Origin of the sequence: Rhizobium sp. BK196, from assembly GCF_014193255.1 — a bacterium.
Classification (GTDB): Bacteria; Pseudomonadota; Alphaproteobacteria; order Rhizobiales; family Rhizobiaceae; genus Rhizobium.
In genome coordinates this window covers 320223-346268 of sequence record NZ_JACHZB010000006.1, presented here as the reverse complement: position 1 = coordinate 346268, position 26046 = coordinate 320223, and the positions used below count along the sequence as shown (strand labels likewise).

General features: G+C 60.5%; 25 protein-coding genes. 11 read left to right on the top strand and 14 right to left on the bottom strand.

The genetic code is table 11. From position 1 onward, the window contains the following. Positions 1-168 precede the first annotated feature (168 nt). The gene (locus FHT78_RS20995; protein ID WP_183748262.1) at positions 169-351 is read left to right on the top strand and encodes a hypothetical protein; all 183 of its coding nucleotides are present in this window, start codon (positions 169-171) and stop codon (positions 349-351) included. Positions 352-446: 95 nt separating this feature from the next. On the opposite strand, the gene FHT78_RS20990 is transcribed toward FHT78_RS20995, so the two are convergent. The 6 genes from FHT78_RS20990 to FHT78_RS20965 form a co-directional block, all read right to left on the bottom strand. Then, positions 447-1277 (bottom strand): sugar phosphate isomerase/epimerase, encoded by an 831-nt coding sequence (locus FHT78_RS20990; RefSeq protein WP_183748260.1) that lies wholly within the window; start codon positions 1275-1277, stop codon positions 447-449. Next, on the bottom strand, positions 1274-2479 hold the full coding sequence (locus FHT78_RS20985) for an FAD-dependent oxidoreductase (RefSeq protein WP_183748258.1): 1206 nt from the start codon (positions 2477-2479) through the stop codon (positions 1274-1276). Before FHT78_RS20985 ends, FHT78_RS20990 begins: the two co-directional genes overlap by 4 nt. Positions 2480-2535: 56 nt before the next feature. Further along, positions 2536-3483 (bottom strand): substrate-binding domain-containing protein, encoded by a 948-nt coding sequence (locus tag FHT78_RS20980; RefSeq protein WP_183748255.1) that lies wholly within the window; start codon positions 3481-3483, stop codon positions 2536-2538. 72 nt (positions 3484-3555) lie between these two features. After that, entirely contained in the window at positions 3556-3867 is a 312-nt protein-coding gene (locus tag FHT78_RS20975; RefSeq protein ID WP_183748253.1) for a MocE family 2Fe-2S type ferredoxin, read from the bottom strand. Then, a complete protein-coding gene (locus FHT78_RS20970; RefSeq protein ID WP_183748251.1) occupies positions 3864-4898 on the bottom strand; it encodes a sterol desaturase family protein in 1035 nt (344 codons plus the stop codon). Before FHT78_RS20970 ends, FHT78_RS20975 begins: the two co-directional genes overlap by 4 nt. 168 nt (positions 4899-5066) lie before the next feature. Then, positions 5067-6068: a LacI family DNA-binding transcriptional regulator gene (locus FHT78_RS20965; RefSeq protein ID WP_183748249.1), complete on the bottom strand. Its 1002-nt coding sequence runs from the start codon at positions 6066-6068 to the stop codon at positions 5067-5069. Positions 6069-6290: 222 nt separating this feature from the next. Between FHT78_RS20965 and FHT78_RS20960 the strand changes: the two genes are divergently transcribed. Both FHT78_RS20960 and FHT78_RS20955 read left to right on the top strand, forming a co-directional pair. Beyond that, positions 6291-6749, top strand: coding sequence for a YbaK/EbsC family protein (locus FHT78_RS20960; RefSeq protein ID WP_183748247.1), 459 nt, complete (start codon positions 6291-6293; stop codon positions 6747-6749). An 81-nt stretch (positions 6750-6830) separates the two neighbouring features. Continuing rightward, entirely contained in the window at positions 6831-7841 is a 1011-nt protein-coding gene (locus tag FHT78_RS20955) for a Tim44 domain-containing protein (RefSeq protein ID WP_183748245.1), read from the top strand. Here FHT78_RS20955 and FHT78_RS20950 read toward each other — a convergent pair. Beyond that, positions 7838-8869 (bottom strand): hydroxyacid dehydrogenase, encoded by a 1032-nt coding sequence (locus FHT78_RS20950; protein ID WP_183748243.1) that lies wholly within the window; start codon positions 8867-8869, stop codon positions 7838-7840. The two genes, FHT78_RS20955 and FHT78_RS20950, sit on opposite strands and share 4 nt — an antisense overlap. A 244-nt stretch (positions 8870-9113) precedes the next feature. Between FHT78_RS20950 and FHT78_RS20945 the strand changes: the two genes are divergently transcribed. The 7 genes from FHT78_RS20945 to cydX all read left to right on the top strand — a co-directional run bounded on the left by FHT78_RS20945 (position 9114) and on the right by cydX (position 16892). After that, on the top strand, positions 9114-9713 hold the full coding sequence (locus FHT78_RS20945) for a HupE/UreJ family protein (RefSeq protein WP_183748241.1): 600 nt from the start codon (positions 9114-9116) through the stop codon (positions 9711-9713). A 249-nt stretch (positions 9714-9962) separates the two neighbouring features. Next, positions 9963-10538 (top strand): GbsR/MarR family transcriptional regulator, encoded by a 576-nt coding sequence (locus tag FHT78_RS20940; protein WP_183748239.1) that lies wholly within the window; start codon positions 9963-9965, stop codon positions 10536-10538. Positions 10539-10542: 4 nt separating this feature from the next. Next, positions 10543-12249: a thiol reductant ABC exporter subunit CydD gene (cydD, locus tag FHT78_RS20935; protein WP_183748238.1), complete on the top strand. Its 1707-nt coding sequence runs from the start codon at positions 10543-10545 to the stop codon at positions 12247-12249. Beyond that, complete coding sequence (locus tag FHT78_RS20930) at positions 12246-13937, top strand: ATP-binding cassette domain-containing protein (RefSeq protein ID WP_183748236.1); 1692 nt, start codon at positions 12246-12248, stop codon at positions 13935-13937. The genes cydD and FHT78_RS20930 overlap by 4 nt, the downstream gene beginning before the upstream one ends. 78 nt (positions 13938-14015) lie before the next feature. Continuing rightward, positions 14016-15596 (top strand): cytochrome ubiquinol oxidase subunit I, encoded by a 1581-nt coding sequence (locus tag FHT78_RS20925; RefSeq protein WP_183748234.1) that lies wholly within the window; start codon positions 14016-14018, stop codon positions 15594-15596. Positions 15597-15602: 6 nt separating this feature from the next. Continuing rightward, a complete protein-coding gene (cydB, locus tag FHT78_RS20920) occupies positions 15603-16757 on the top strand; it encodes a cytochrome d ubiquinol oxidase subunit II (RefSeq protein WP_183748232.1) in 1155 nt (384 codons plus the stop codon). 12 nt (positions 16758-16769) lie between these two features. Beyond that, a complete protein-coding gene (cydX, locus tag FHT78_RS20915) occupies positions 16770-16892 on the top strand; it encodes a cytochrome bd-I oxidase subunit CydX (RefSeq protein ID WP_183748231.1) in 123 nt (40 codons plus the stop codon). A 41-nt stretch (positions 16893-16933) separates the two neighbouring features. On the opposite strand, the gene FHT78_RS20910 is transcribed toward cydX, so the two are convergent. From FHT78_RS20910 to FHT78_RS20900, 3 genes are read right to left on the bottom strand one after another with little or no spacing between them, the layout of a single operon-like run. Then, positions 16934-17344, bottom strand: a complete 411-nt coding sequence (locus tag FHT78_RS20910; RefSeq protein WP_183748229.1) for a VOC family protein — start codon at positions 17342-17344, stop codon at positions 16934-16936. Between the two features lie 8 nt (positions 17345-17352). Further along, positions 17353-18450 (bottom strand): Gfo/Idh/MocA family oxidoreductase, encoded by a 1098-nt coding sequence (locus tag FHT78_RS20905; RefSeq protein WP_183748227.1) that lies wholly within the window; start codon positions 18448-18450, stop codon positions 17353-17355. Positions 18451-18460: 10 nt separating this feature from the next. Then, positions 18461-19471 (bottom strand): Gfo/Idh/MocA family oxidoreductase, encoded by a 1011-nt coding sequence (locus tag FHT78_RS20900; protein WP_183748225.1) that lies wholly within the window; start codon positions 19469-19471, stop codon positions 18461-18463. 369 nt (positions 19472-19840) lie between these two features. On the opposite strand from FHT78_RS20900, the gene FHT78_RS20895 reads away from it, so the two are divergent. Continuing rightward, positions 19841-21001, top strand: a complete 1161-nt coding sequence (locus FHT78_RS20895) for a fumarylacetoacetate hydrolase family protein (RefSeq protein ID WP_183748223.1) — start codon at positions 19841-19843, stop codon at positions 20999-21001. A gap of 1 nt (position 21002) precedes the next feature. Here FHT78_RS20895 and scpA read toward each other — a convergent pair whose 3' ends face one another. The 4 genes from scpA to tauA all read right to left on the bottom strand — a co-directional run bounded on the left by scpA (position 21003) and on the right by tauA (position 25927). Then, positions 21003-23138, bottom strand: a complete 2136-nt coding sequence (scpA, locus tag FHT78_RS20890; RefSeq protein ID WP_183748222.1) for a methylmalonyl-CoA mutase — start codon at positions 23136-23138, stop codon at positions 21003-21005. Between the two features lie 100 nt (positions 23139-23238). Then, positions 23239-24069, bottom strand: a complete 831-nt coding sequence (locus FHT78_RS20885) for an ABC transporter permease subunit (protein WP_183748221.1) — start codon at positions 24067-24069, stop codon at positions 23239-23241. Beyond that, entirely contained in the window at positions 24066-24860 is a 795-nt protein-coding gene (locus tag FHT78_RS20880) for an ABC transporter ATP-binding protein (protein WP_183748220.1), read from the bottom strand. Before FHT78_RS20880 ends, FHT78_RS20885 begins: the two co-directional genes overlap by 4 nt. Positions 24861-24922: 62 nt before the next feature. Next, a complete protein-coding gene (gene tauA / locus FHT78_RS20875) occupies positions 24923-25927 on the bottom strand; it encodes a taurine ABC transporter substrate-binding protein (protein ID WP_183748219.1) in 1005 nt (334 codons plus the stop codon). Between the last annotated feature and the right edge of the window lie 119 nt (positions 25928-26046).

Genomic DNA, 26046 nt, shown 5'->3' with positions numbered 1-26046 from the left:
CCTTCGAAGCTCCTAACCCTCGATCATTTCCGAGACCTTTCAAGCTTCACCATCCAGAGATGGCACCCATTTTCGCTCGCGGCGTCTGGGCACGGCAACGTTCGCGCACGACGCTACGCACTCTCAGCTTGAAAGAGGGGCGGTTTGGAATTCTGACCGCTGATAATCATGACCAATCAACACGCCGGCGAAAGCCTGGCAACATCCATGGGCGAGCTTTGCTCGCGGTTCAGTTTCAGAGAGATTCTCGTCGCAACGATCGTTGCCCGGTGGAGACGTCATCGCATGGTGAACGGCTTCGACACCTTCCCATCCTGGCTGCGCCGTGACCTCGCTTTGTCCGATGAATAGATGGGCTCCTCCGCCAATATCGCGGGCATATCCGGGATGGATGATTTCGAGACGAGATCATCCATCCCGGGTTGCGGCCAAAGGAGCCATAGCGATCACATCCCAGCCCAGAGATCACGAAGCATCTGCCGAAGCAGTAGAGCTTCGGCCCATCGATCGGTGGTGTCGTTCCCGTCTCGCCCGGTGATCGCGTAGGGCTGCGGCCCCAACTCGCAGGTGAAGACCAGCTCGGCATTCGAAGCGGTGCGACTGCGCCAATCGCGCGTGCCGTAGTCCCACCATTGAAGGAAGAGGTCGACCCAGGGCCGATGGTGAGGAAAAGAGATTTCGATCTGCACCTGTTCGCATGATGCGACCCTGCCGTGAAAGGCATGAGCATTCCGAAGGATGCGACGGATCATGGCGTGAGTTTCGGCATCGACCGGATCGGCAAACTCGCGTGCGACCGTAAAGTGCGAGAGGTCGGCGAGCAGCGGCAGATCCGGCCTCTTCTCCAGCAGGTCGAGCGTAAAGAACAGATCCGTCGTCATCCGGTTGCGGTGGGTCTCGATGAAGACGGGAACGCCGACATCCTCTGCAAGCTGCATCCAGCCATCCAGGACCGGCAGGCAATCCTCGACACGGCGCAGGCGGATATCGGGCTGCAGGTCGATATGGCTGACGGGAAATTCCGTGGCAAGCGCGAGCGGCAGGCGCAAATCCTCGACTGTGCAGGGAAAACAGACGCCTTCGATCTTCAATCCGGTGCCGCGGATCGCATCATTCAGCCTGATAACGTCGGCGCGGTTCGTATAGTGGGCGCTGATGCCATCGAAACCGGCCTCCGCGATCATCGCGATGTTCTCATCGAGACTGCGCTCATATCCGTCCGCGTGCCGGCGCTCCATGGCCCAGAGCGACTGGAAGATCATGAGCTTCTGCATCATGCCGCCCTTGCGCTCTTCAGGAGCGCCTTGAGGTTCAGGCTCGGATCGGCGAGAGCGGCGGGATCGGGATGAACGCCGGCTGCAATCAGCATCTCGGCAAGCTTGATATCCTTGGCAAGACGGTTGCCGACACCAAGTCCGGCTGCGGCGACGAGACGGCCGCCTTCCAGATAGAATTCAAGCTCACCATCGCCAAGCGAACGGACCACGCTTTGATGCGCCGGCTGCGGCAGGCCAACCACCTGGAGGCCAAGGTCATATTGATCGGACCAGAACCAGGGGATCGTGGCTAAAGCCTCTGCTGAACCGGTCATATTGCGCGCCGCAACCTCGGCCTGGGCTCTCGCATTCCGCCAGCTTTCGAACCGGGTGTGACCGCCACCGGGCTGGCTCACGGCTGCGCAGTCGCCTGCCGCGAAGATATTTGGCGCGCTGGTGCGAAGATGGGCATCTGTCAGGATGCCATTGCCTGTCGCCAACCCGGCTTCCTGCGCCAAAGTGATCTCCGGCATAACGCCAATGGCGCTGACGACGACGTGCGCACGAACCATGCTGCCATCCGTCAGAAGGATACCGTCATCGCTGATGGCGGCAACACACCGATCGAGGTGGAAGCCTACGCCTTCGGCGATGTGCCTGACATGCAGCTTTTCGGCAAATCGCGGCGGAACGGCGCGTCCCAGAATTTTCGGCGCTGCTTCAATGACACTGACCGCGATACCCTTTCCGCGAAGGACGGATGCGAGCTCCATGCCGATCAGGCCGCCGCCGATAATGACGACGCTTCGGCCTGGCCGGGCATTGGCGAAAATCGCCTCGGCATCGGCATGGGTGCGAAAGTCGAGCGCGCGTTCCGCGCCCGGACAAGCAAGCCTTCTTGGGCGCGCGCCGGAGGCCATCAGCAGCTTTTCATAGGTCAGGACCCGACCGTCGCTCAAGAAGATGGTAGCAGCATCAGCGTCCAGCTTTAAGGCTGAAACTCCCTTCAGATAGTCGATGCCGGCGGCTGCCAGCACCTCTTCGGCACAGATCAACTTCATCTGCACTGCGCCATCCATCGGCTTCGACAAAGGCGGCCGTTCGTAGGGCAGATGCGGTTCGGCGCCCGCCAAGGTTAGCGATCCGGAATATCCCGCTTCCCGCAAAGCGAATGCCGCGCGTGTTCCGCATTCTCCCGCACCGATGATGACAATTCCGCTCATAAGCTCTCCATAAAAAGGGCCGGCGCTCGTGAGGAGGAGACGCCAGCCAGGGAGGATCAGTTCTGGTGGGCGTAGCCGGCCATGTTGGTCGGCGTGACGAGTTCGAACGGCACCATGATGACCTGCTTATCGACGCTGTGGCCACGGGCAAGGGCGACCGCCGCATCCATCGCACCTGCAGACTGCCCCTTGGCGTTCTGGAATACCGTCACATCAAGATCGCCGGCTGCCATGGCAGCGAGGCCATCCTGCGTCGCGTCGATGCCGACGACCACGACGCTGTCCATCGGAACACCTGCGGCCTTCAGCGCCTGGATCGCGCCGATCGCCATTTCATCATTATTGGCAAAGACCGCATCGATCGGACGGCCAGCGGTGATCCAATTGGTGGTGAGGTCCATGGCATTGGTGCGCGTCCAAGCAGCCGATTGCTCGTCGGCGATGGTCACGCCCTTGCAACCGCCGGCCGCGAGCGTTTCCTTTACCGATGAAGTTCGATCGCGCGAGGCCTGATGCGCAAGGTCTCCCATCAGGATATAGGCCTGCGCATCGCCGGCCTTTCCATTTTTCTTCAGGATTTCGCAGGCGGCTTCGGCCCCCAGCCGTCCGGAATCAGTTTCCTTTGAGCCGACATAGGCCTGGTTTTTGGGAAGTCTGCCGACATTATCGGGCTGCAGATTGAGATAGACGAGCGGAATACCGGCCTTCTCGGCTGCCGCGCTGATCCCGGGCGCAGCTGACGTATCGGCCAGTGTCACGATGATCGCATCCACGCCCGCGGCGATGAAGTTATTCACCTGATTGAGCTGCTTGGAGACATCCGTCTGCGCATCTTCGATCTGCAGAGTGACCCCGCCTACCTGGGATGCCCGTGCGCTCAGACCGTCACGCAACAACGTCTGAAAATTATTGTCGAAGCTCTGCATCGAGACGCCGATGGTTTCGGCCGAGGCAGCGCTTGCCGTCAGGGCGGCCAGGATAGCCGCCACACAAAATGACTTCATGATTTCCTCCCAATGGGTGCCGGGCCACCCGATGAATTCCGGAGGCCGCTCAGGCCTGCTGACGTTGTAGGCTCAGGCGAGAGCCACTCGAACTTCCCCGTCAATCACCTCGGCGGGATAGGTCCTCAAATTCTCGCAGGCCGGAAGCCGCAGCGCCTCCCCGGTGCGGTAATCGAAAGCGCCGGAATGCTTGGGACATTCCACTTCGAAATCCATGACCAGCCCATCGGCGAGATGGATTGCCTCGTGGGTGCAAAGGCCGGTGGTGCAATAGACGCTGTCATCAGGACCGCGGTAGATAGCATAGGTGCGGCTGCCATGATCGAAACGGATTGCACCTTCCTGTTCGATGTCATCGAGTTTGCAGGCGGTGATCCAGTTCATTCGGCGGCTCCCTTGATTGCCATGCCGGCCTTGCGGGCGGCGAGCTTCTCCTTGCGGCGGCGGTAGCGCTCCTGCATGCGGGCTTGGCCTTCCGGCGAGCCGTCGTGCCAGGTGCCGAACCATTTATCGAGCGGGATCAGCGCATCGCCGTAATTCACCTCGAAATATTTGTGATGCAGGTAATGTGCATAGGCATGGCTATCGACCAGCTTGTCCTCACCCACCTCAACCTTGTCGAAGCCTACGTGACCCGGAATGGCGCCGAAGCCCGCATAATGCAGTTGGTAGAGCATGAGGATCGGGTTTGACGGCAGGACCAAGTGATAGAAAGCCGTCCCGAGATAGAGCAGATGCTCGACCGGATGCATCGACAGTGACGACCAGGGCGACGGGTTGACCGAGTTATGGTGGACCGAATGTACCCACTTGTAGAGCAAGCGCGTATGGATGAGCCGGTGGATGCAGAAGAAGTGGAATTCGTGGATGATCGGCACGACCAGCGCTACGACGGCAAGCGCCCAGGGATGCTCGGCAAAACTCAGCCACGGCGCGTAGCCATTGGCATAAGCCCATAACATGCCCACCTCGATCGCCGTCCAGATGGTCACGCCTGAAAGGAAAGTGCGCAATATATTGTCGATATTCTGGCTCTCGAACCAGAACGCCTTGTTCTTCTGCTCGGAAGGGAATTTGCCGTTATACTTGAAGCGGTTTTCCTGCCGCTTCAGCACGTAGAGATGCAGCTCGAATGCGCCATAAAACAGCAGCACGCAGATCGCATTGACGGCGTAGAGCCAGGAGATCCAGCCGACACTGAATGTCCGCATCGTTTCCATTGGCGGAATTACCCAGGCCCAATAGGCAACGGCAGAAGCGGCGAAGATCGCATTCCACGGAAAGAAATAATGCGGCAGCCATTTCAGGATGGCCATCAGCCGCGGCGGGAACACAAACAGCGGCGCGGTCTCAACCGGCTGGTTTGGCGCCCAGTCGCCGCGCCTGTTGCGCGTGCCGAATTTCAGATCGTCCATTGCATTCTCCTTCAGGCGGACAGAAATCGTGTCGCACATGTTCTGTTGAAGGAGAGCGCCTGGTGTGCCCCATCCGGTGTCGCTCCTCTCAGCGCTCCGGCTCTCCTCCCTGCTTTGAAACTAACAGGGGTCCGTCGCGTCGCCGATGCCATTCTTGATCAAATTAGATCAAAGCCCTTCCTTGGTGATGGTGATGAAACGGATAGGCGCACGATCCGGCTCGATATCGGTCAGCCCGATACGGCGCAGGACGAGATCGAGCGATCGCCTGGCCTGCGCTTCCGGCGCCTGGTCGAGCACGACGTCCATGATGTCGTCCTGCAAGGCTTTGCGCGTGTAATCGGTCAGTTCGTGACCGACGAAGAAGATATTGCGCTCGCGTGCCTGGCGTCGAAGCACTTCTATGAGGGCGGAATTGGCGCCTCCGGCATTATAGAGGCCGGCGAGATCAGGATAGGTCTTCAGTGCCGAAGCCAATAGCTCCGCGCTATGGTGTTCCTCATCGAGACCGAAGCCCAGCCACTGGAAGCTGGTGGCGCCGGGATGCTCCAGAAAATACTCCGAAAATCCGCGGATGCGATCACGGTGAACCTGATAGATCGGGTGACAGATTGCAACGACCGGGCCTTGCCTGCGGGCCATGCGGCTGATGAAGAGCGCCGCCGTCCGGCCGGCGGCATAATTGTCGATGCCGACGAATTCGCCTGATCGATTCGAGGCGCGGGTAACGACGTGGACCACCGGCAAGCCTTGCGCAATGACCTTCTCCACAGCCGCCCTGATCATCGGACTGCTAGGCACTGCAAGAATGAGCCCCGCGCGCGGAAGGTCCGTCGAGAGAATGCGCCGGGCAATCTCCTCTGGCCTCATCTCTTCAGTAAAACTCCGGTGCACAACGACCAACGGATCCGGCGTCGCCGAGATCCGCTCGAAGGCTTTGGACAGCCGCTGATAAAAGGTCGTCTCGGGTCGTACCATCAGTACTTCTATGCGCAACAGACCACGATGGGTATCGGGAAGCGTGCGCGGGTACTCCAGGCTGCGCGCAGCAATGATCACCTTCTCGACCAGTTCGGGACGGACACCGCCGCGGCCGTTCAAAACGCGTTCCACGGTTGCCGTCCCCACGCCCGCCTGGCGGGCGATATCCCGATAGTTCGGCTTGCCCACTATGTTATCCTCGCCGCGAAACTGCCAGTTTTTCCAGCAATATCCATGACTTAGAAATCGGGAACAATCCAGGTTGCCTGTTCGAAAGTATGGAAATAATCTATCGGGAACTAAGCGATTGAATTTTCTGAAATTTAAATATTAAGTTAGGCCGCGAATGCGTGAATTCCCACGTCCGCATCATGCGGCCCAGACCGGTTGTCCTCTCACAAGTATCCACCCATGAGCCTCGAATCCGTCCGCGCCTTCTTCGCCGCCAATGCCCCCGACATCGCCATCATCGAAACGGCCGGCAGTTCTTCGACAGTCCCCCTCGCCGCAGAAGCCCATGGCGTCGAGCCGGCACAGATCGCCAAGACGATCTGCCTGCGCGTCGGTGATCGCATCATGCTGATCGTGGCGAGCGGCATGGCGCGTCTCGACAACAGGAAGTTCAAGGACACTTTTGGCGGCAAGGGGAGCATGCTCGACGCGGAGGAAGTGCTGGCGGTAACGAGCCATCCGGTCGGCGGCGTCTGCCCCTTCGGCCTGCCGGCACCCTTACCGATCTATTGCGACATGTCGCTGAAGCAGTTCGATGAGGTCGTTCCGGCCGCCGGCTCGACCAATTCCGCGGTGCGCATCCCCACCGAGAGACTGGCAGAAATCACCCAAGCCGAATGGGTCGACGTCTGTCAGTAGCGGCGCACAACTACACAGCGCAGAAAGAATACCTATATTAGGTCCGGACATGCCATTCAGCGCATGATAGGAGATGAAAGAATGCCCACTGCCGTTTCGCGTTTTGCCAGGATCGCGGCGATTGCCGTTCTTGCGAGCGCCACCGTCTTTGCTTCGATCGGAGACGCCGACGCGCGCCGTGCCGGCAGCTTTGGCGGATTCGGAAGCCGCGGCACGCGTACCTTCAGCGCGCCTCCGGCCACGCAGACTGCCCCTGCCCCGGTCGCACCCATCGAGCGCTCGATGACGCCACGCCCGCAGACAACTGCGCCTTATAACACGCAACAGCCCGGCTATGCCCAGCAGCGTCCCGGCTTTTTTGGCGGCTTCGGCCGTTCGATGATCGGCGGTCTGATTGCCGGCGGTCTGCTCGGCATGCTGCTCGGCCACGGTTTCGGCGGCGGCTTCGGTTTCCTTGGCATGCTTCTCCAGATCGCGCTGATCTTCGGAGCGATCACCCTAGCCATGCGCTTCTTCGCCAATCGCCGCCAACCGTCCTACGGCGCAGGCGGCCAGAGCTATGGCGGACCGCAGTCCTACGGCATGTCGGCGGCCAACGGCGGTTCGTCCTTCCATATTCCGGCAATCGGGTCGGGCTCCGGCAGCAAGCGGCCTAATGCGCGCCCGAACGATGAGATCGGACTTGCCCAGGCTGACCTCGACCAATTCGAAGAATTGCTGACAAAGGTTCAGACCGCTTATGGGGCAGAGGACTATGGCACGCTGCGCCGCCTGACGACGCCGGAAGCCATGTCCTACCTTGCCGAAGAGCTTGGCGAGAATGCCACCAATGGCGTGCGCAACCAGGTTTCCGACGTTAAGCTGCTGCAGGGCGATATTGCCGAAGCCTGGCGCGAGAACGGTCAAGAATATGCGACGCTGGCGATGCGCTATTCCTCGATCGACGCCATGGTCGAGCGCGGCAGCGGCCGTGTCGTCTCGGGCGACGACCGCCGCCCGAGTGAAAGCACGGAAATCTGGACCTTCGTGCGCAAGCCAGGGGCCGACTGGAAGCTTGCTGCCATCCAGGGCACTGGCCAACGCGCCGCTTAATTGACCGAAACGGGTTTGGAGCGCATACGGGAGACCGTTTCGCGCTCCGCCCGCTTGCAGCGCATGGGCGGCAGGCCGCGGTCCATCAGATCCATATCCTCGAGCACCATATCGCCCATCCTCTTGAAGGCGACATCGAGCGCGCCGGCACGATGGGCCGAGCGAATGAAGCCTTTGAGGCGGCGCACCGGATGGTCTGATGGCAGAGGCTCCTGCGGATAGACATCGCTTGCCGCGACGATATGGCCTGACGCAACGGCGGCCATCAGCGCATCAAAATCCACAACGTCAGCCCTGCTGAGCAGGATGAAGGCGGCGCCTTTTCGCATGCTGGCAAACGCATCCGCGCCGAGGAAGCCCCTGTTCTCGCTGGTGACGGAGGCGACGACGAAAACGAAATCGCTGTGCGTCAGCACGTCGCTCAGGGTCGCAGGCTCCACGCCGTTTTCCTCCAGGATCGAGCGTGGCATCCAGGGATCGAAGACCCTGACTCTGGCCCGGAAGCCTGACAGAACCCGCCGCAACGCCTTGCCGAGGTCGCCGAAACCGATAATGCCGATCTCGGAGCCCGCTATCAGCCGGGCGCTTGTATTGCCTTCGCCGCCCCACATCTCGTTGCCCTCCCGGAAAGCGACATCGGCATCGACGATGCCCCGCGCAAGGCTCAACGCAAAACCGAGGCCGATCTCCGCCACCGGCTCGGCAAAGACCTGCCCCGTCGTCACCACATGAATGCCGCGCTGGAAGAGGATCTCGTAGGGCATGTTATTGAGGAGGTTGCTCTCGACATTGAGGATCGAGCGCAGTTGCGGCATACGGCCGAGCGTTTCCGCCGAAAGCGGTGGCTGGCCGATGATGTAGCGCGCCTTGCCGAGAATATTGTCGCCGAGACCGGCGATGTTTTCGGGATCGGCTTCGACGATCTCATATTTCGCATTGAGTTCGGCGCGTGCCTTATCGCTGAAGATCAGGTCGAGCGTACGCGGCTCCGGCGCACTGATCGCCAGCGGCCTTTCGGTATTCGTCATGGAATCCTCCTCAAGATGCGATGGCTCCCACCGCCGCAACGTGATTGATAGTACCGTTGGCGGGCGCTTGTGAAGACGCCCTTCAAAACGGCAATTGCCTACGATATAAGCACTTGAAATTACTAACTATTCTCTCGCTTTCCGTTGACGAAGAAATTTCGTTGGATTAGTTTGTGAAAGCGACTTGCAACCGGGACTGAGCGATCGGCGGCCGCAGGATCTATAAAACAGAGGGAATTCCATCATGAAATCAGTCTTCAAGAGCAGCGTCCTTGCGCTCGCCGCCGCAGCGCTTCCGGTAGCCGCCTACGCCCATACCGGTGTCGGCGAAGCGGCCGGTCTTGCCCATGGTTTCAGTCATCCGATTTCCGGCCTGGATCATATCCTTGCTATGGTCATGGTTGGCATACTCGCTTTCCAGCTCGGCGGCCGGGCCGTCTGGGCAGTGCCTGCAACCTTCCTTCTCGTCATGGCTCTCGGTGGAGCGTTTGGCATCGCCGGCATTAATGTCCCTTTCGTTGAGACAGGCATCGCGCTTTCCGTCATCGTGCTCGGCGCAATCATTGCGCTGAACATCCGCGCCTCGACGTCAGTCGCCATGGGTATCGTCGGTCTGTTTGCGATCTTCCACGGTCACGCGCATGGCGCCGAGATGCCCGAAACTGCAACGGGGGTTGCCTATGCTGCTGGCTTCATGATCGCGACCGCCTTGCTGCATGTGGCCGGCCTAGGCCTCGGCCTCATGATCGCCCGTTTCGGCCAGCGTCGGGGCGCCGTCGTGGTGCGTAGCGCTGGCGGCGTAGCTGCCGTTGCGGGCGCCGGTCTCCTGACCGGACTTATCTGAGGCTCGGGTCTCTTTTAATAATTTATCCTGCGTAAACGCCTGGCGGCCAGATGTCCGCCGGGCGTTTTGCGTTTGCGAGATTTGACTTAAGTCAATTCCAGGCGGGCGGGGTCCGTTTACTAAGAAGCAGGTTGTCGAAGCGTGCGTCCAAATTGACGCAGGCCCCGCCTTCACAATTGCGGCACAAACGGGGAAGTCTGTATAGTGATTTCAGAAATTTCTGAAATTACAGACGCAACGGAAACGACAATGAACCTTCCGCCTCTCGTTCAGTCCTTCGTCCTGCACTTCGGTGAAATGGGCTCTCGCTGGGGCATCAACCGCACGGTCGGCCAGATCTATGCCCTGCTCTACGTCTCGGCTTCGCCCCTCTGCGCCGAGGAGATTGTCGATGCGCTCGGCATATCACGCTCGAACGTTTCGATGAGTCTTCGCGAATTGCAGGCGTGGAACCTGGTACTTCTGCGCCACAAGCCGGATGACCGCCGCGACTTCTTCACCACACCCGACGATGTCTGGGCGATCCTGCGGACGCTCGCTGAAGAGCGCAAAAAGCGCGAGGTCGATCCGACACTTTCCGTCCTGCGCGAGATCCTCATGCAGCGCCCGGCGAGCGAGGCCGAACGCCATGCCCAGGAGCGCATGAGCGAGATGCATACGCTCATCGAGCAACTGACGCATTGGTATGAAGACGTAAAACAACTTGAAACAGAAAGGCTTGCGACGTTACTCTCGTTAGGTGCAAAAGTGACCAAGCTGCTGGAGGCCAAGGACAAGGTCGTTTCGCTTGGCCGCCGCCGTCCCAATTCTGCGAACAAGAGTTAGCGCCGTGGTCAGTGCTTTCTTCGACGTGAGAGAACAGCAACAGGCGGAGACGCCCGCTGTCGGGGTCGGGGCTCGCAAGCCGGCGAACACAAACCGTCGCTTGCGCTGTGCCGCGATGCTGCAGGCCCTCGCGGCTGCGTTCTGGATTCCTCAGGCGGGCATACTCGCCTGGTCGGTCGGCCGATTGGCCGATGGCGTCGGTCTCGGCGACATGTTCTGGCCAGCTGTCTTCATCCTGTTGCTTGGCATCGTCGAAAGCTGTCTCGATGCGGCTGGCGGCCGCCTTGCCTTTCGCGCAGCACGCGCTGAGCTCAGCGAAAAACGCGCCAACGCCGTTCGCCTGCTTGCCCGTCTTTCGCCTGTTGACGCCGGCCGCCCGGCCTCCGGCAAGGCTGCCAGTGTGCTCGGCGAACAGGCCGAACTGATCGTGCCCTACCTCTCCCGTTTCCGCCCGGCGCGAATGAAGGCGAGCTTCGTACCGCTCGTCATCCTCGCTTGCATTTTTCCGATCTCCTGGATTGCTGCGCTCGTACTGCTGTTTGCAGCGCCGCTCATTCCGATCTTCATGGCGCTGATTGGTTGGCGCGCGCAGGCCGCGAGTCAAAAGCAGCTCATCGCAACTGGTAGCCTCAACGCCTTCCTGCTCGACCGCCTGCGCGGTCTTGCGACGATCCGCTCTCTGGACGCGGTCGATGCCACGGCACTGAGACTTCGCTCGGAAGCAGAATCGCTTCGTACCCGCACCATGGCCGTGCTGAAGATCGCTTTCCTCTCTTCGGCCGTGCTCGAACTCTTTTCGGCACTCGGCGTGGCAACGACCGCCGTCTATGTCGGCTTCAGCCTGCTCGGAGAAATCCGCTTTGGCGCCTGGTCGAGCGGCCTTGACCTTTCGCAAGGCCTATTCGTCCTGTTGCTGGCACCTGCCTTTTTCGAACCCTTGCGTGAACTCTCTGCCGTCTGGCATGACCGTGCCTCGGGCGAGGCCGCGCTGAAAGCGCTGGATGGAATCGCTGCTGAAGGCATGACGCTTGCCGACCGCAACAAGACAGGGGGACTGGCCGTTGACGCGGCCTTCGCTCTTCGCCTGGAAAATATCAGCTTTCGCTACCGGCCGGACCAACCTCCTATCTTTGACGGCTTCGATCTCGATCTTGCAGCCGGCGAACATGTCGCGCTGCTTGGCGCAAGCGGTACTGGCAAATCAACGCTGCTGTCGCTGATCGCCGGCCTGGCCCCGTGCGACGAAGGCCGGATTATAATTGGCGGAGCATCGGCAGATCGCGACCACATGGCTTGGATCGGTCAGAAACCGCATATTTTCGCAGGCACCGTTGCCGGCAATATTGCACTAGGACGACCTGGCATCAGAAAGACAGAAATCTCCAAAGCGCTCGATCTCGCCAAGCTTGGCGGTGTCGCCAAGGCCTATCAACATAGCCCACTCGGTGAAGGCGGCATCGGCCTTTCCGGCGGCGAGGCGCTGCGTCTTGCGATCGCACGAGCCGCCTGCGACCCAGATATCCGCATCATCCTCGCCGACGAGCCGACCGCCCATCTCGATGCCGACACTGCCGCCGGGATCACCGAGAGCCTGCTTGCTCTTGCGAAAGAACGCACGCTGATCGTCGCAACGCATGACCCGCTGCTGGCTGCACGCATGCACCGCACCATCCGCCTGGATACGGAGCGTCTTCAGGAGGCTGCGGAATGATCACCTTCCTGGGAGATATCAAGCCGGTTTTGCGCCTGTTCCTGCAAACGCGCCGCAGGGAATTGCTGCTGGGCGCCACATTGTCGGTTGCGACTGTCACGGCTGGCATTGCCCTGCTCGGCTTATCCGGTTGGTTCATTACGGCAACCGCGCTTGCAGGTCTCTCCGCAGCCACTGCCGCAACTTTTGACGTCTTTGCGCCATCGTCCGGCATCCGTTTCCTTGCCATCCTGCGTACGGCTGCACGCTACGGCGAAAGACTGACAACCCACAATGCGGCGCTCGCAGTGCTCGCCGCCCTTCGTGAGCGCCTGTTCCGCGGCTGGGCTTCCCCCGGTGCGGCGCGAGCGCTTCTTAACAGGCCTGCCCGGCTGCTCTTCCGGTTGACCGCCGATATAGATGCGTTGGATTCGCTCTATCTCCGCGTGCTGGTGCCAGCGGCCGTAGCAGTCGGCACGGCACTTGTTGCCAGCGCAACACTCGGTCTGATCAATCCGCTATCCGGTCTACTCTTCGGGTTTTGCCTCGTTCTGCCGGGGCTTGGCCTGCCCATCGCGGCAGGCCGGCTGGCACTGAAGCATGCTCGCCGCCGCGCTTACGGCATCGAAATCATCCGGTCGCGGGCCATTGATCTCGTTGCCGGGCAGACCGATCTTCTCATGGCAAACCGGCTTGCCGCACAGCAGCAGGCAATCGCCGCCGCGGACGCCTATACCGCAAAGGCCGACGACCGGCTGAACCGGATCGAGACCGGCGTGAGCATCGGCTTCGGGCTCGTCTCGACCGCCCTGCTGGTCGCGGCATTGCTGACATCCGCGACGTTGATGCAGACCGGCACGATCACCGCACCCGTTGCGGCACTCGGTGTGCTCGTCGCCTTTGCCGCAACAGAACCCTTTGCCGCATTGCGCCGCGGCGCGATGGAATTCGGCAGGACCGTGCTGGCGGCCAAGCGTATCGCGCCACGCCTTTCGGCCGCTCAAGCGGGTTTCACGCCCAAGGCTCCGCCTCATGAGCTTGCCTTCGCGCTGCAAAATGTGACCGTCAGCCATGACGGCGCAGCATCGCCGGCTTTGCGGGAGGTGGCGCTCGAACTTCGCCGCGGCGAGCACATAGCCGTGGTCGGCAGTAGCGGCGCCGGAAAATCGACCCTGCTGTCGCTGCTTTCAGGCGAATTGCCACCGAGTGCCGGCGTGGCCGCGGCGCTCGACGCAACGCTGCTCACCCAGCGCACCGAGCTTTTCCAGGATACGCTGCGCGGCAATCTGCTGCTCGCAGCGCCCAATGCAGATGATGACCGGCTGCGAGATGCGCTTGCCGCCGCCGGCCTACTTGCCGACGTCGATACGCTACCATCAGGTCTCGATACTCCGCTCGGCGAGGGCGGGATGGGCCTTTCCGGTGGCCAGTCGCGCCGATTGGCACTCGCGCGGCTCTTCCTGCGCGACACGCCGCTCTGGCTACTCGACGAGCCGACCGAGGGGCTCGATGGCCGCACCGCACGCGATGTGCTGCATCGCCTCGCGCTTAGAGCCGAAGGCCGAGCGTTGGTCATCGCTACGCATATTCGCCGCGAGGCGGCGCTTGCAGACTTGATCGCCGTCGTCACGGACGGCCGCATCTCAGAAGTTTCGCGCCGTGGAGAGGCGGCGTTCGAAAAGGCGCTCGATCGGCTTCGGCCGGATTGAGCAAACAGGCATGCCCCGCACGGCCAGCCGGCAATGCGGAAACTTCTTGATACCGCGTGGGACCGTGGGAGAAAGACAATGGAACTAGACATCGTTGCGCTATCGCGCTTCCAATTTGCGCTGACTGCGCTTTATCACTTCCTGTTCGTGCCTCTGACGCTCGGCCTTTCCGTTCTGCTTGCCATCATGGAAACGACTTATGTCATGACCGGCCGCCAGATTTGGCGGCAGATGACGAAATTCTGGGGCACGCTCTTCGGCATCAATTTTGCCATTGGCGTCGCGACCGGCATCGTCATGGAATTCCAGTTCGGCATGAACTGGAGCTATTACAGCTATTATGTCGGCGATATCTTCGGGGCGCCGCTGGCGATCGAAGGCCTGATGGCCTTCTTCCTCGAAGCGACTTTCGTCGGCCTTTTCTTCTTCGGCTGGGACAAGCTGTCGAAGGTCGGCCATCTGGTCGCCACCTGGGCGGTAGCGCTCGGTTCGAACTTCTCCGCGCTCTGGATCCTCATCGCCAACGGCTGGATGCAGAACCCCGTCGGTTCGGCTCTCAATCCGCAGACGATGCGTATGGAGATAACAAGCTTCTTCGACGTGGTCTTCAACCCGGTCGCCCAGGCGAAGTTCGTCCACACGGTTTCAGCGGGTTATGTCTGTGCTTCGATCTTTGTGCTTGGCGTTTCTGCCTGGTACCTGCTCAAGGGCCGGCATATCGAGCTTGCAAAGCGCTCGATGACGGTTGCTGCCTCCTTCGGTCTCGCCTCGGCGTTGTCGGTCGTCGTGCTCGGTGACGAAAGCGGTTATCTCGCCACCGAAAACCAGAAGATGAAGCTCGCCGCAATCGAGGCCATGTGGAAGACGGAGCCTGCACCGGCCGCCTTCACCGCTTTCGGCTTCCCGGATCAGGAAGCGCGCGAAACCCATTTCGCCATCCATATCCCCTGGGCCATGGGTCTGATCGGCACCCGCTCGCTGACAACGGAGATCCCCGGTATCGACAAGCTGGAACAGCAAGCCGAGAGCCGCATCCGCGACGGCATCAAGGCCTATGACGCGTTGATGCAAATCCGCTCTGCACCGGCTCAAGATCAGGTTGCCCAGGAAGTGCGGAGCTCCTTCGAGGACCTTGGCCATGATCTCGGCTATGCCCTGCTCCTGAAGCGCTATGTCGACGATCCACGCCAGGCGACTGACGAACAGATCGCCCAGGCGGCACGCGACACCATCCCGCATGTGCCGACGCTCTTCTGGTCGTTCCGCATCATGGTGGGCCTCGGCATGTTCTTCATCGTTCTGACGGCAACCTTCTTCTGGCTGTCGGCCCGCCGGCATCTGGATAAGTATCCGCTGCTTCTGCGCATCGCGGTCTTTGCCGTCCCGTTGCCGTGGGTGGCAATCGAGCTGGGCTGGGTCGTTGCCGAGTTCGGCCGTCAGCCCTGGGTGATCGAAGGCGTGCTGCCGACAGCCGTCGCCGTCTCCAGCCTGGGCGCCAGCACAGTGCTCCTGACGATCCTCGGCTTCGCCGTACTCTACACGACGCTGATCATCATCGAGATGAAGCTAATGCTCAAAGGAATCCGGCAAGGACCGGAACCGGACCACGAGCCGGAAGCAAAACTTGTTTCCGAAACCCTCGTTCCAGCCGCGGAGTGACCCGTCATGATCCTTCACGAACTCATCGATTATGAAACCCTGCGCATCATCTGGTGGGTGCTGCTCGGCGTGCTTCTGATCGCCTTCGCCACAACCGACGGCTTCGACCTTGGCGTCGGCACGCTTCTGCCCTTCGTCGCCAAAAACGATACGGAGCGCCGCATCGCAATCAATACGATCGGTGCCACCTGGGAAGGCAACCAGGTGTGGCTTATCCTCGGCGGCGGCGCCATCTTCGCCGCCTGGCCGCCTCTCTATGCGGTCTCCTTCTCGGGTTTTTACCTGGCGATGTTCGCGATCCTCTTCGCGCTCATCCTGCGCCCGGTCGGGTTCAAGTACCGCTCCAAGCGGGACAGCGCAAGCTGGCGGAACGGCTGGGATTGGGCGCTCTTCGTCGGCGGTTTCGTACCGTCGCTGATCTTCGGCGTTGCCGTCGGCAACGTACTGCAGGGCGTACCCTTCCGCTTTGCGGACGACATGCGCATCTTCTACGAAGGCTCGTTTTTCGGTCTTCTCAACCCCTATGCCCTTCTCTGCGGCCTGCTGTCCGTCGCCATGCTGATCATGCATGGCAGCGCATGGCTGGTGCTGAAGGCAACGGGACCGGTTGCCGATCGCGCACGCCGCTTCGGCAGCATCGCAGCCCTTGCCGTCATCATGCTCTTTGCGCTCGGCGGCCTGCTCCTGTGGATGGGTATCACCGGTTATCGCATCACCAGCGATATCAGTCCGATAGGCCCGTCGAACCCGCTGCTGAAGACCGCATCGCTTGAAGGCGGGGCATGGCTTGCCAATTACGGCACCTATCCTTGGATGATCGTCGCCCCGATCCTCGGCTTCCTGGGTGCGACTGCAGCCTTCCTGGCCTTGCAGGCCCGCCGCGAGGTCGTTACCCTGCTCTTCAGCAAGCTCTCGATAACAGGCATCATCTCGACGGTCGGTCTATCGATGTTTCCGTTCATCCTCCCCTCCTCGCTCGATCCGAAGTCAAGCCTGACGGTCTGGGATGCGTCGTCGAGCCACCAGACGCTGTTCATCATGCTGGTGGTCACGGTGATCTTCCTGCCGATCATATTTGCCTACACCGCCTGGGTCTACAAAGTGCTGTGGGGCAAGGTCGACGAGAAGAGCGTCACCGACAAGAACAGCCACGCTTACTGAAAAGACGAAACGATGTGGTATTTCGCTTGGATACTCGGCCTGCCGCTGGCAGCCGCCTTCGCCGTCCTCAACGCCATGTGGTACGAATTGGTTGATGACGAAGCCAAGAAAAAAGCGTCGGGAGAACGCCGATAGAAATCGAAGGCGCGGTTCACACCGCGCCCGTCCTCCTAAGTTCAGCCAAACCGGTTCTGTGACCGCTCCGCAAGTTCAACGATGATACCGTCGGGATCTCGGACAAAGGCGATCCTGTTCAACATCTCGGAATGGACAGCAAAGCGTGGCCGTTCTTTGACTTCAACACCCACAGCTTCAAGTCGCGCAAAGATTTCCTCGACGTTTTCGAAATGGAAGGTGATGTGCTTGATGCCGGCCGTTCCATCGGGAACATCGACAGCTCTCGCGGCACCGCCGGGCGGCGCAAAGACTTCCAACATGCCGCCGCCGGCGTCGAGGAAGGCGACCTGCATGCCATCGGGCATCTGCTTGCGCAGATGCAGTTTGAGACCGAGCAGACCGCAATAGAATTCGATCGCTCGGTCCATATTGTTGACCGTCATGCCGATATGTTCGAATGATTTCAGCATTTCGTTCTTTACGCGCTGGCGGCTGGCAGTCGTGCTTCTTCCGGAAGCCAGGAGCCGTAGAGCGGATGATCGGCCGTGATGGGCATCGGTGTCGGCCGGCCGGTTCGTTGCGAATGATAGGCGGCGGTTACCAGCTCCAGCGAATTGCGCGCATCCAGCAGCGTCACCGGCGGATCCCGGTCCTCGACGATCGCCCGATGAAAGAGCTCGAACTGACGCGTATACCCATCCTCCTTGACTTCGTAGCCGGCAAGTGCGGCATCGACACGGGCCTGATGTTCTTCGGTTCCGGCGATGAAAGTCCAGGGATCGCGGCCCATCGTATAGGGCTCCAGAATGCTCTCGGCGACCAGATTGCTGAAGCAGAAGCGCAGGCGGGAGATTTCCTTGCGGGAACCTAGCGTCATGGAGAGCGTGGCGAGCGAGCCATTCTTCATCTTCACCGACAGCGAGGCAGTGTCTTCAACCTCAATCGGGTTGACCAGTGTCGCGCCATAGGAAAATACCTCGGCGCAAGGGCCATGCACATAGTTCAGCATGTCATGAGCATGGATCGCGTGGCCGAGCAGGCCACCCCCGAGCTCCGTCGCCCATTTGCCGCGCCAGGGCACGGCATAGTAGTCCGGCCCGCGCCACCAATGGGTTTCGATCGTGGTGAGAAAGGGATTTCCGGCAAGGCCGCGCTCGATCAGGAGCTTCAGCTTCTGCAGGCCGCTGCCATAACGGTACTGGAAGATTGGCATCAGCTTCCGCCCGTTCGAGCGCGCAAGGATCTTTGCCATTTCGTCGACTTCGGCAATCGAGCCGAAAAGCGGCTTTTCGCAGATCACATGCTTGCCGCTCTCGATCGCCTTCCTGCAAAGCTCGAAATGCGAACTCGGCGGCGTGGCGATGTCGATGATATCGAGATCGTCGCGGGCAAAGAGCGATTCCGTATCCTGCGTATATTCGGGGATTTTGTGCTCCTCGCAAAGTGGTTGTCCGCGATCCGCGTCGAGAGAGCAGAGAACTGGAACCTCAAAGAGATCGCTGTTCCAACGAAAGCCTGTCAGATGCCGTTCGGCAATGCCCGCGCCAAGAACGCCGACGCGCAGTTTCCGTGTCATGATGTTTTCCTCAGCGGGTACCGATGTGGGCGGCCTTCGTCTGTGCTTCCAGCGACAGGCGGCAGACCTCGTAGACGTGATCCTGCTTCATCGCCGTTTCGCTGCGGTCGCGCACGTCGGCGGCGAAGGCGTCGAAATAGTCAAGCTTCTCGCTGCTGCAATCGATATGCGTCATCTCCTTGCCGTTGACGAGGAAGAGATGATCCTTACCCGGGCGGCCGGCGATATCGATATATTTGCGCAGTTCGATATAGCCCTCGGTGCCGAGGATGGTCAGACGTCCGTCACCCCAGGTCGGCAGCGCCTCCGGCGTGAACCAGTCGACGCGGATATAACCGGCCGCCTTGTCGGAACGCAGCAGCACTTCACCGAAATCCTGGAAGGCGGGCTTCTCCGGCATGCCGAAATTGCCGACCGAGCTTGCGACCACTTCGCCGGTCGTCGAGCCAGTGTAAAACAGAAACTGGTCGACCTGATGCGAGGCGATATCGACGATGATGCCGCCGAAGGCTTCCGGATCAAAGAACCAGTCCGGGCGCGTCGGCAATTGGAGGCGGTGCGGCCCCATGCCAAGCGTCTGGATGACCTTGCCGATCGCGCCTTCCTTCACCAGCTTGCCAGCCTTGACGGCAGAACGAACGCAGTGGCGTTCCGAAAAGCAGATGGAGAAGATCTTGCCGGTTTCGGCAACGGTGCGCTTGACCTCTTCTAGCTGGGCTAAAGTCGTCACACCCGGTTTATCGGTCATGACGTCCTTGCCGGCCTTCATAGCGCGGATGGCAAGGCCCGCGCGGTCGCGCGGAATGGCGGCAATGCAGATGACGTCGATCGAGGGATCGGTGAAAATCTTTTCCCGGTCGATCTGCGGTGCATCCGGATAGGTCTTCTCGAACATCTCGCGGATCGCGGGCACAGTCGTCTGCGGGCAATAGCCGACGAATTCGGCGCCTGCGGCCAGCAATCCCTTCACATGATCGAACGTGTGCCCATGGTCGATCCCGACGACGGCAAATCTCAGCATCGCAATATTATCCTCCCGGGGAAATTTCCAGGTCGCCATCCGCCGACCCATCCTCCATGAGGCGAAACAGATAACGAAAGAGAGGTCCTGTCAAGGCGAGATCGGTGGCAAAAGAGTTTTATCGCATAGGTAAATATATGAAATAAAAAGATTATTTTGTATCTAAATAGTTATAAGTTATGACAAAATGCCGCTTTGTCCTTCTATTGCTTCGCTGGAACATAAGACCGAAAAGACCCGTTTTCCGCTTGTTGAGACTTGCTCTTGTCCGATGAATGTGTTCGATTTTCGGGAGCCGTCAAATAGGAGGACGGCCGCCATCCCTTTCTGCAGGAGCGCTCCCCGCTCCACCTGTGACGGAAGATCGCCATGTCCCATTCCCCCCTCGATGCTAGCGCTTCGGGCGGCCTGTTTGTCGGCCGCGTTTGGAATCCGGAAGTCTCCGGTCCGAGCATCGTAACGCCGCGCGACGGCGCCCTCATCGATATCACCTCTCCGGTAGCCCCCACGCTGAGCGCGCTGGTGGAGCGAGCCGATGCGGCGGAATTCGTTCGAGGAGCGAGCGGCAAGTCGCTCGGCACGCTAGAGGAGATCGCGGCAAATAGCACCGGCAAGCCGGATGCGAGCAAAACCTATCTTCTCGCCCCTGCCGATCTGCAGGCGATCAAGGCTTGCGGCGTGACCTTTGCCCAATCGATGATCGAGCGCGTCATCGAGGAAAAAGCAGCCGGTAATCCCGACCGTGCAGCCGCTATCCGCGAACGCGTCAGCACGCTGATCGGCGGCAGCCTGACCAACATCAAGGCAGGCTCGCCAGAGGCTGCCAAAGTCAAGCAGGCGCTGATCAAGGAAGGCATCTGGTCGCAATACCTCGAAGTCGGCATCGGCCCGGATGCAGAGGTTTTCACCAAGTCGCCGGTCCTCTCATCCGTCGGCTGGGGCTCGGACGTTGGCCTTCATCCGATCTCGACCTGGAACAACCCGGAGCCGGAAATCGTGCTCGCCGTCAACAGCCGTGGCGAGATCAAGGGAGCAACCCTCGGCAATGACGTAAACCTGCGCGACGTCGAGGGTCGCTCGGCGCTGCTGCTCGGCAAGGCGAAAGATAACAACGCCTCTTGCTCCATCGGCCCATTCATTCGTCTGTTCGACCAGAGCTACAACCTCGACGACGTGCGCAGGACCGAACTCGACCTCAAGGTCACCGGGCAGGACGGCTTCGTCCTGCACGGCAAGAGTTCCATGTCGCAGATCAGCCGCGACCCGACCGATCTCGTCAGGCAGACCGTCGGTGCCCACCATCAATATCCCGATGGCTTCATGCTGTTCCTCGGCACGCTCTTTGCGCCGACACAGGACCGCGATGCAAAGAATCAGGGCTTTACCCACAAGACCGGCGATGTCGTGGAAATCTCGTCCGCCGGCCTGGGCGCACTAGTCAACACCGTCCGGCTGTCGACGGAATGCCCGCCGTGGACTTTCGGCATCTCCGCGCTAATGAGCAATCTCGCAAAGCGCGGGCTGCTCTAAGCTACTGGTTTCGCCTGATACCCTGCAGGAGGTCGAGAACCGAGTTCGCGGCCTCCAGCACGTTGGTACCCGGTCCAAAAACGGCGGCAACGCCGTGTTCATGCAGGAATTCATAGTCCTGCCGCGGGATGACGCCACCGCAGACGACGATGATATCGCCACCGCCCTGCTCTTTCAGCAGATCGATCAACTGCGGCAGCAGCGTTCGGTGACCGGCTGCCAGCGACGAAACGCCAATCACATTGACCTTCTCGCCGAGCGCCATGCCGGCCGCCTCCTCCGGCGTCTGGAACAGCGGGCCGGCGAGCACGTCGAAACCGACATCACCGAAGGCCGAGGCAATCACCTTGGCGCCGCGGTCGTGCCCGTCCTGGCCGAGCTTGGCGACCATGATCTTCGGCTTGCGGCCCATAGCTTCGGTTACGTCGGCCATCCTGGCTTTCAGGACGTCCAGCTCCGGCTCGTCGCGATAGGCCGTTCCGTAGACACCGCCGATGACCTTAGGCGTGGCGAAATGATCGCCGAAGACCTCACGCATCGCATCGGAAATCTCACCGACGGTCGCGCGCGCGCGCGCCGCTTCGACAGCGGCTGCGAGCAGATTGCCGTTGCCGCTGCGGGCAATGTCAGAAAGCACGGCTAGCGCCTCCTTCACCTTCATGCCGTCACGGCGACGCTTGGTCTCCTCGATCCGGCGGATCTGCGCAGCACGCACCGCGCTGTTGTCGATCTCGAGAATGTCGATCGCCTGTTCGGTTTCCAGCCGGTATTTGTTGACGCCGACGATGACTTCTTCGCCTTTGTCGACCGCGGCCTGGCGACGGGCGGCGGCTTCCTCGATCAGCCGCTTCGGCAAGCCTTCATTGACGGCCTTCGTCATGCCACCGAGCGCCTCGACCTCTTCGATCAACGCCCAGGCCTTGTCAGCCAGTTCCTTCGTCAAGCTCTCGACATAGTAGGAGCCGGCGAGCGGGTCGACGACGTTGGTAACGCCGGTCTCGTGCTGCAGGATGAGCTGCGTATTGCGGGCAATACGCGCGGAAAACTCCGTCGGCAGTGCAATCGCCTCGTCGAAGGAATTGGTGTGCAGCGACTGCGTGCCACCGAGTACGGCTGACATCGCCTCGAAAGCGGTGCGGATAATGTTGTTATACGGATCTTGTTCCTGCAGCGACACGCCCGAGGTCTGGCAATGGGTGCGCAGCATCAGCGAAGATGCTTTCTTCGGCTCGAACTCCTCCATGATGCGGGTCCAGAGCAGGCGGGCGGAGCGAAGCTTTGCGGCTTCCATGAAGAAATTCATGCCGATCGCGAAGAAAAAGGAGAGACGGCCGGCGAAATCATCGACGTTTAGCCCCTTGGCAATCGCCGCGCGCACATATTCGCGCCCGTCGGCGAGCGTGAAAGCAAGCTCTTGGACCAGCGTCGCCCCGGCCTCCTGCATGTGATAACCGGAGATTGAGATCGAATTGAATTTCGGCATCTCCCTTGCCGTGTATTCGATGATATCGGCAACGATGCGCATCGAGGGTTCCGGCGGGTAAATATAGGTGTTGCGGACCATGAACTCCTTGAGAATATCGTTCTGGATGGTCCCGGAAAGCTCCGCCTTCGAAACGCCCTGCTCCTCGCCGGCAACGATGAAATTTGCCAGGATGGGGATGACGGCGCCGTTCATGGTCATGGAAACGGACATGTCCTGCAGCGGAATGCCGTCGAACAGGATCTTCATGTCCTCGACACTGTCGATAGCGACACCCGCCTTGCCGACATCGCCGACGACGCGGGGATGATCGCTGTCATAGCCACGATGGGTAGCGAGATCGAAGGCGACAGAGAGGCCCTTCTGACCCGCGGCGAGATTACGGCGGTAGAAGGCGTTGGACTCCTCCGCGGTCGAGAAGCCGGCATACTGCCGGATCGTCCAGGGCCGGCCGGCATACATGGTGGCGCGCGGACCACGGGTGAAGGGCGCAAAGCCAGGTAAGCTGTCCGCATCGACACCATTGAGATCGGCTGCCGTATAGAGCGGCTTGACGTCGATGCCTTCGGGTGTGTGCCAAGTCAGCGTCTCCGGTGCTGCGCGCAGCTCCTTTTCCGCCAGCGCCTCCCAGTCCGACAGCGTCTTCTTCGTCATCTCATCCTCCGGCCTTGTCTGCGCACCACGCTACCATCATGCAGTCGCGCGGCGCGATACAGCCTTAGGATAATTTGATCGGCAAGGCGATGATAGACGTTCAGCGATGCGCAGCCCAGGGCACGAGGACCCGTTCGATCAGACGCGCCAGTATCTCCAGCAGGAAGGCGATGGCGGCGATGACGATGATTCCGCCGATGACGATATCGGTCACCAGGAACTGCGCCGCAGACTGGATCATGAAACCAAGGCCCTGGCTTGCCGCCACCAGCTCGGCAGCGACCAGCGTCGACCAGCCGGCGCCGAGCGCGATGCGTGTGCCGGTCAAGATCGACGGAATGGCGCCTGGAAGAATGACATGCAGCAGTACCTGCAGCCGGCTCGCGCCAAACGAGCGGGCGGCGTTGACGAAATCAGCCGGAGCGGATTTGACGCCTGATGCCGTCGACAGGATGATTGGGGGCAGCATGGCGAGCGAGATGACCGTAACCTTCGACGCCTCGCCGATGCCGACCCAGATGATGATCAGCGGCAGATAGGCAAGCGGCGGCAGGGGCCGCAGGAATTCGACGATCGGATCAAGGATGCCCTTGCCGATACGGCTCGTGGCTATCGCTAGGCCTGCCGGCACACCGATGATGAGCGAGACGGCGAGCGCTGCGAAGATGCGCAGCAGACTTGCCAACGTATGCTCGGCGAGCGTGGAATCGACGAAGCCGTTGACCGCGACATTGACAAGCGAATTCGCCACTACGAGCGGCGACGGCAGGAAGACCGGCGAGACGGCACCATAGGCCGAAGCAAGGCTCCAGCCGGCAATAATGACGGCAATGGTTGTTAGCGAGATCGGCAGCGTGCCGCGGCGTTTCGGCCGTGCCTCTACCGGTTGATCCGACACCGCGGTTGCGAGTGCTTCCGCCTCGACGCTCATGCGGCAATCTCCTCTTCATCCGCATGGATGAGTGCGGTCAGCTCGTCGTGGAGATTTTTGAACGCAGTGAGCGCCTTGATCTCCTTGACGCTTTTGCCTTCGAGCAACGCCTTGCCAAACTCGGTCCTGATGTCGGCGACGATACGGCCGGGGTTCGGCGCCAGTACGATGACGCGTGTTGCAAGCAACAGCGCCTCGTCAATGCTGTGGGTGATCAGCAGGGCACCCGTTTTGCTTTCTGCCCAGACATCCAGCAGGAATTTCTGCATGCGGCTGCGTGTCAGCGCGTCGAGCGCGCCGAGCGGTTCATCCAGCAGCAGGAAGCGAGGGCCGGAGGCGAGCGCGCGAGCGATGCCGACGCGCTGGCGCATACCGCCTGAGAGTTCCCAGATATTCTTGTGACCCGCGCCATCGAGCCCGACCTTCACCAGCAGTTCTTCGGCGCGGCGCTGTCTCTCCCCTTTCGGGATGCCCTGAAGCTTCAGTGGAAAAGCCACATTGCCGGCAGCGGTCAGCCAGGGATAGAGCGCATCGTCCTGAAACACGACAGCCCGGTCTACGCCCGGCCCGTCTATCTCTTTGCCGTCGACCAGCACGCGTCCCTCGCTCGGCTCCGTGAAACCTGCAGCAATATTGAGAAGGCTGGTCTTGCCGGAGCCGGAACGGCCGATGACGACCACGAATTCGTCCGAAGCGATATGGAGGTTGACGCCATCAAGCACACGTCTCTTTCGACGACTGCCTGCCTCGGCATAATCGAGCGACAGGGACTGTAATGAAAGTATGCTCATGGGCATCACCTGTTTGAGAAAAAACCGGCGCAGCCGAAGCTGCGCCGGGACCCTTGGGAGGATCAAAGACCTGCCTTGGCTGCTTCCTTGACCCAGCGGTCGGAAACATAGGGGCTGTAATCCTTCAGAACGCCGGGGATCTTGCCCTGCTCCAGAAGGAATGCCGAGGTTTCGGCAACGGCCTTGACCGTGCCGCCACCGAGAAGATCGGCGCTGGCCTGCTCCTGCAGGCTCGGGAAAGTGTAGCCCTTGAGAAGCGCCGGCACTTCGTCGGTCTTGGCACCGGTGAGCTTGGCGATCTTTTCGGCTTCCGGTGATTTCGCATTCCAGCTATCCGGATTGGCGAGGTAGGAGGCGTAAGCCGCGCCCGTGACCTTCACGAAGCCAGTGACGACTTCCGGATGAGCCTCGGCAAATTTCTTGCTGACGATCCAGGCATCGAAGGTCGGGCCGCCCCATTTGGCAACATCGGCCGAAGTGGCGAGCACGCTGCCGCTCTTTTTCAGCTGCGCCAGGACCGGATCCCAGACATAGGCGCCATCAATGTCGCTACGCTCCCAGGCAGCAGCGATTTCCGGCGGACGCAGATTGAGGATCTGCACCGACTTGGGATCGACCTTCCAATGCTTCAGCGCCGTCAGCAGGCTATAATGCGCAGTCGATACGAAGGGCGTGGCGATCTTCTTGCCCTTCAGGTCTTCGGGCTTGGCGATGTTCTTGACGGCAAGCGCCTCGGCGTCGCTGATGAGGCCGACGACATAGATCGTCTCGATCGGCAATTCGCGGCTGGCGGCAGCGGCAAGCGGCGACGAGCCGACATAACCGATATCGATGGAACCGGAAGCGATAGCAGCGATGACGTCGGCGCCGCCATCGAATTTCTGCCAGTTGATCTTGGCCTTGGTCTCCTTTTCATAGGTGCCATCGGCCTGCGGCACGCGCGACGGCTCGACGATTGGCTGGTAGCCGATATTGAGCGTGACGTCGGCAGCATAGGCCGCATAGGTGGTAAAGGTGAGGACAGCGGCAGCGGCCGTACCCACAAGGTTGCGTCGGTTGATTTTCATATCCCTCTCCCGCAATGTTCAAAATCATTCCACCCCGGAATGTGATTAGATCATTGTAAAATTCATAGATTTTATAGAGATAGAAAATTCCCGGAATCGGACATGCGAGATAATTTGCT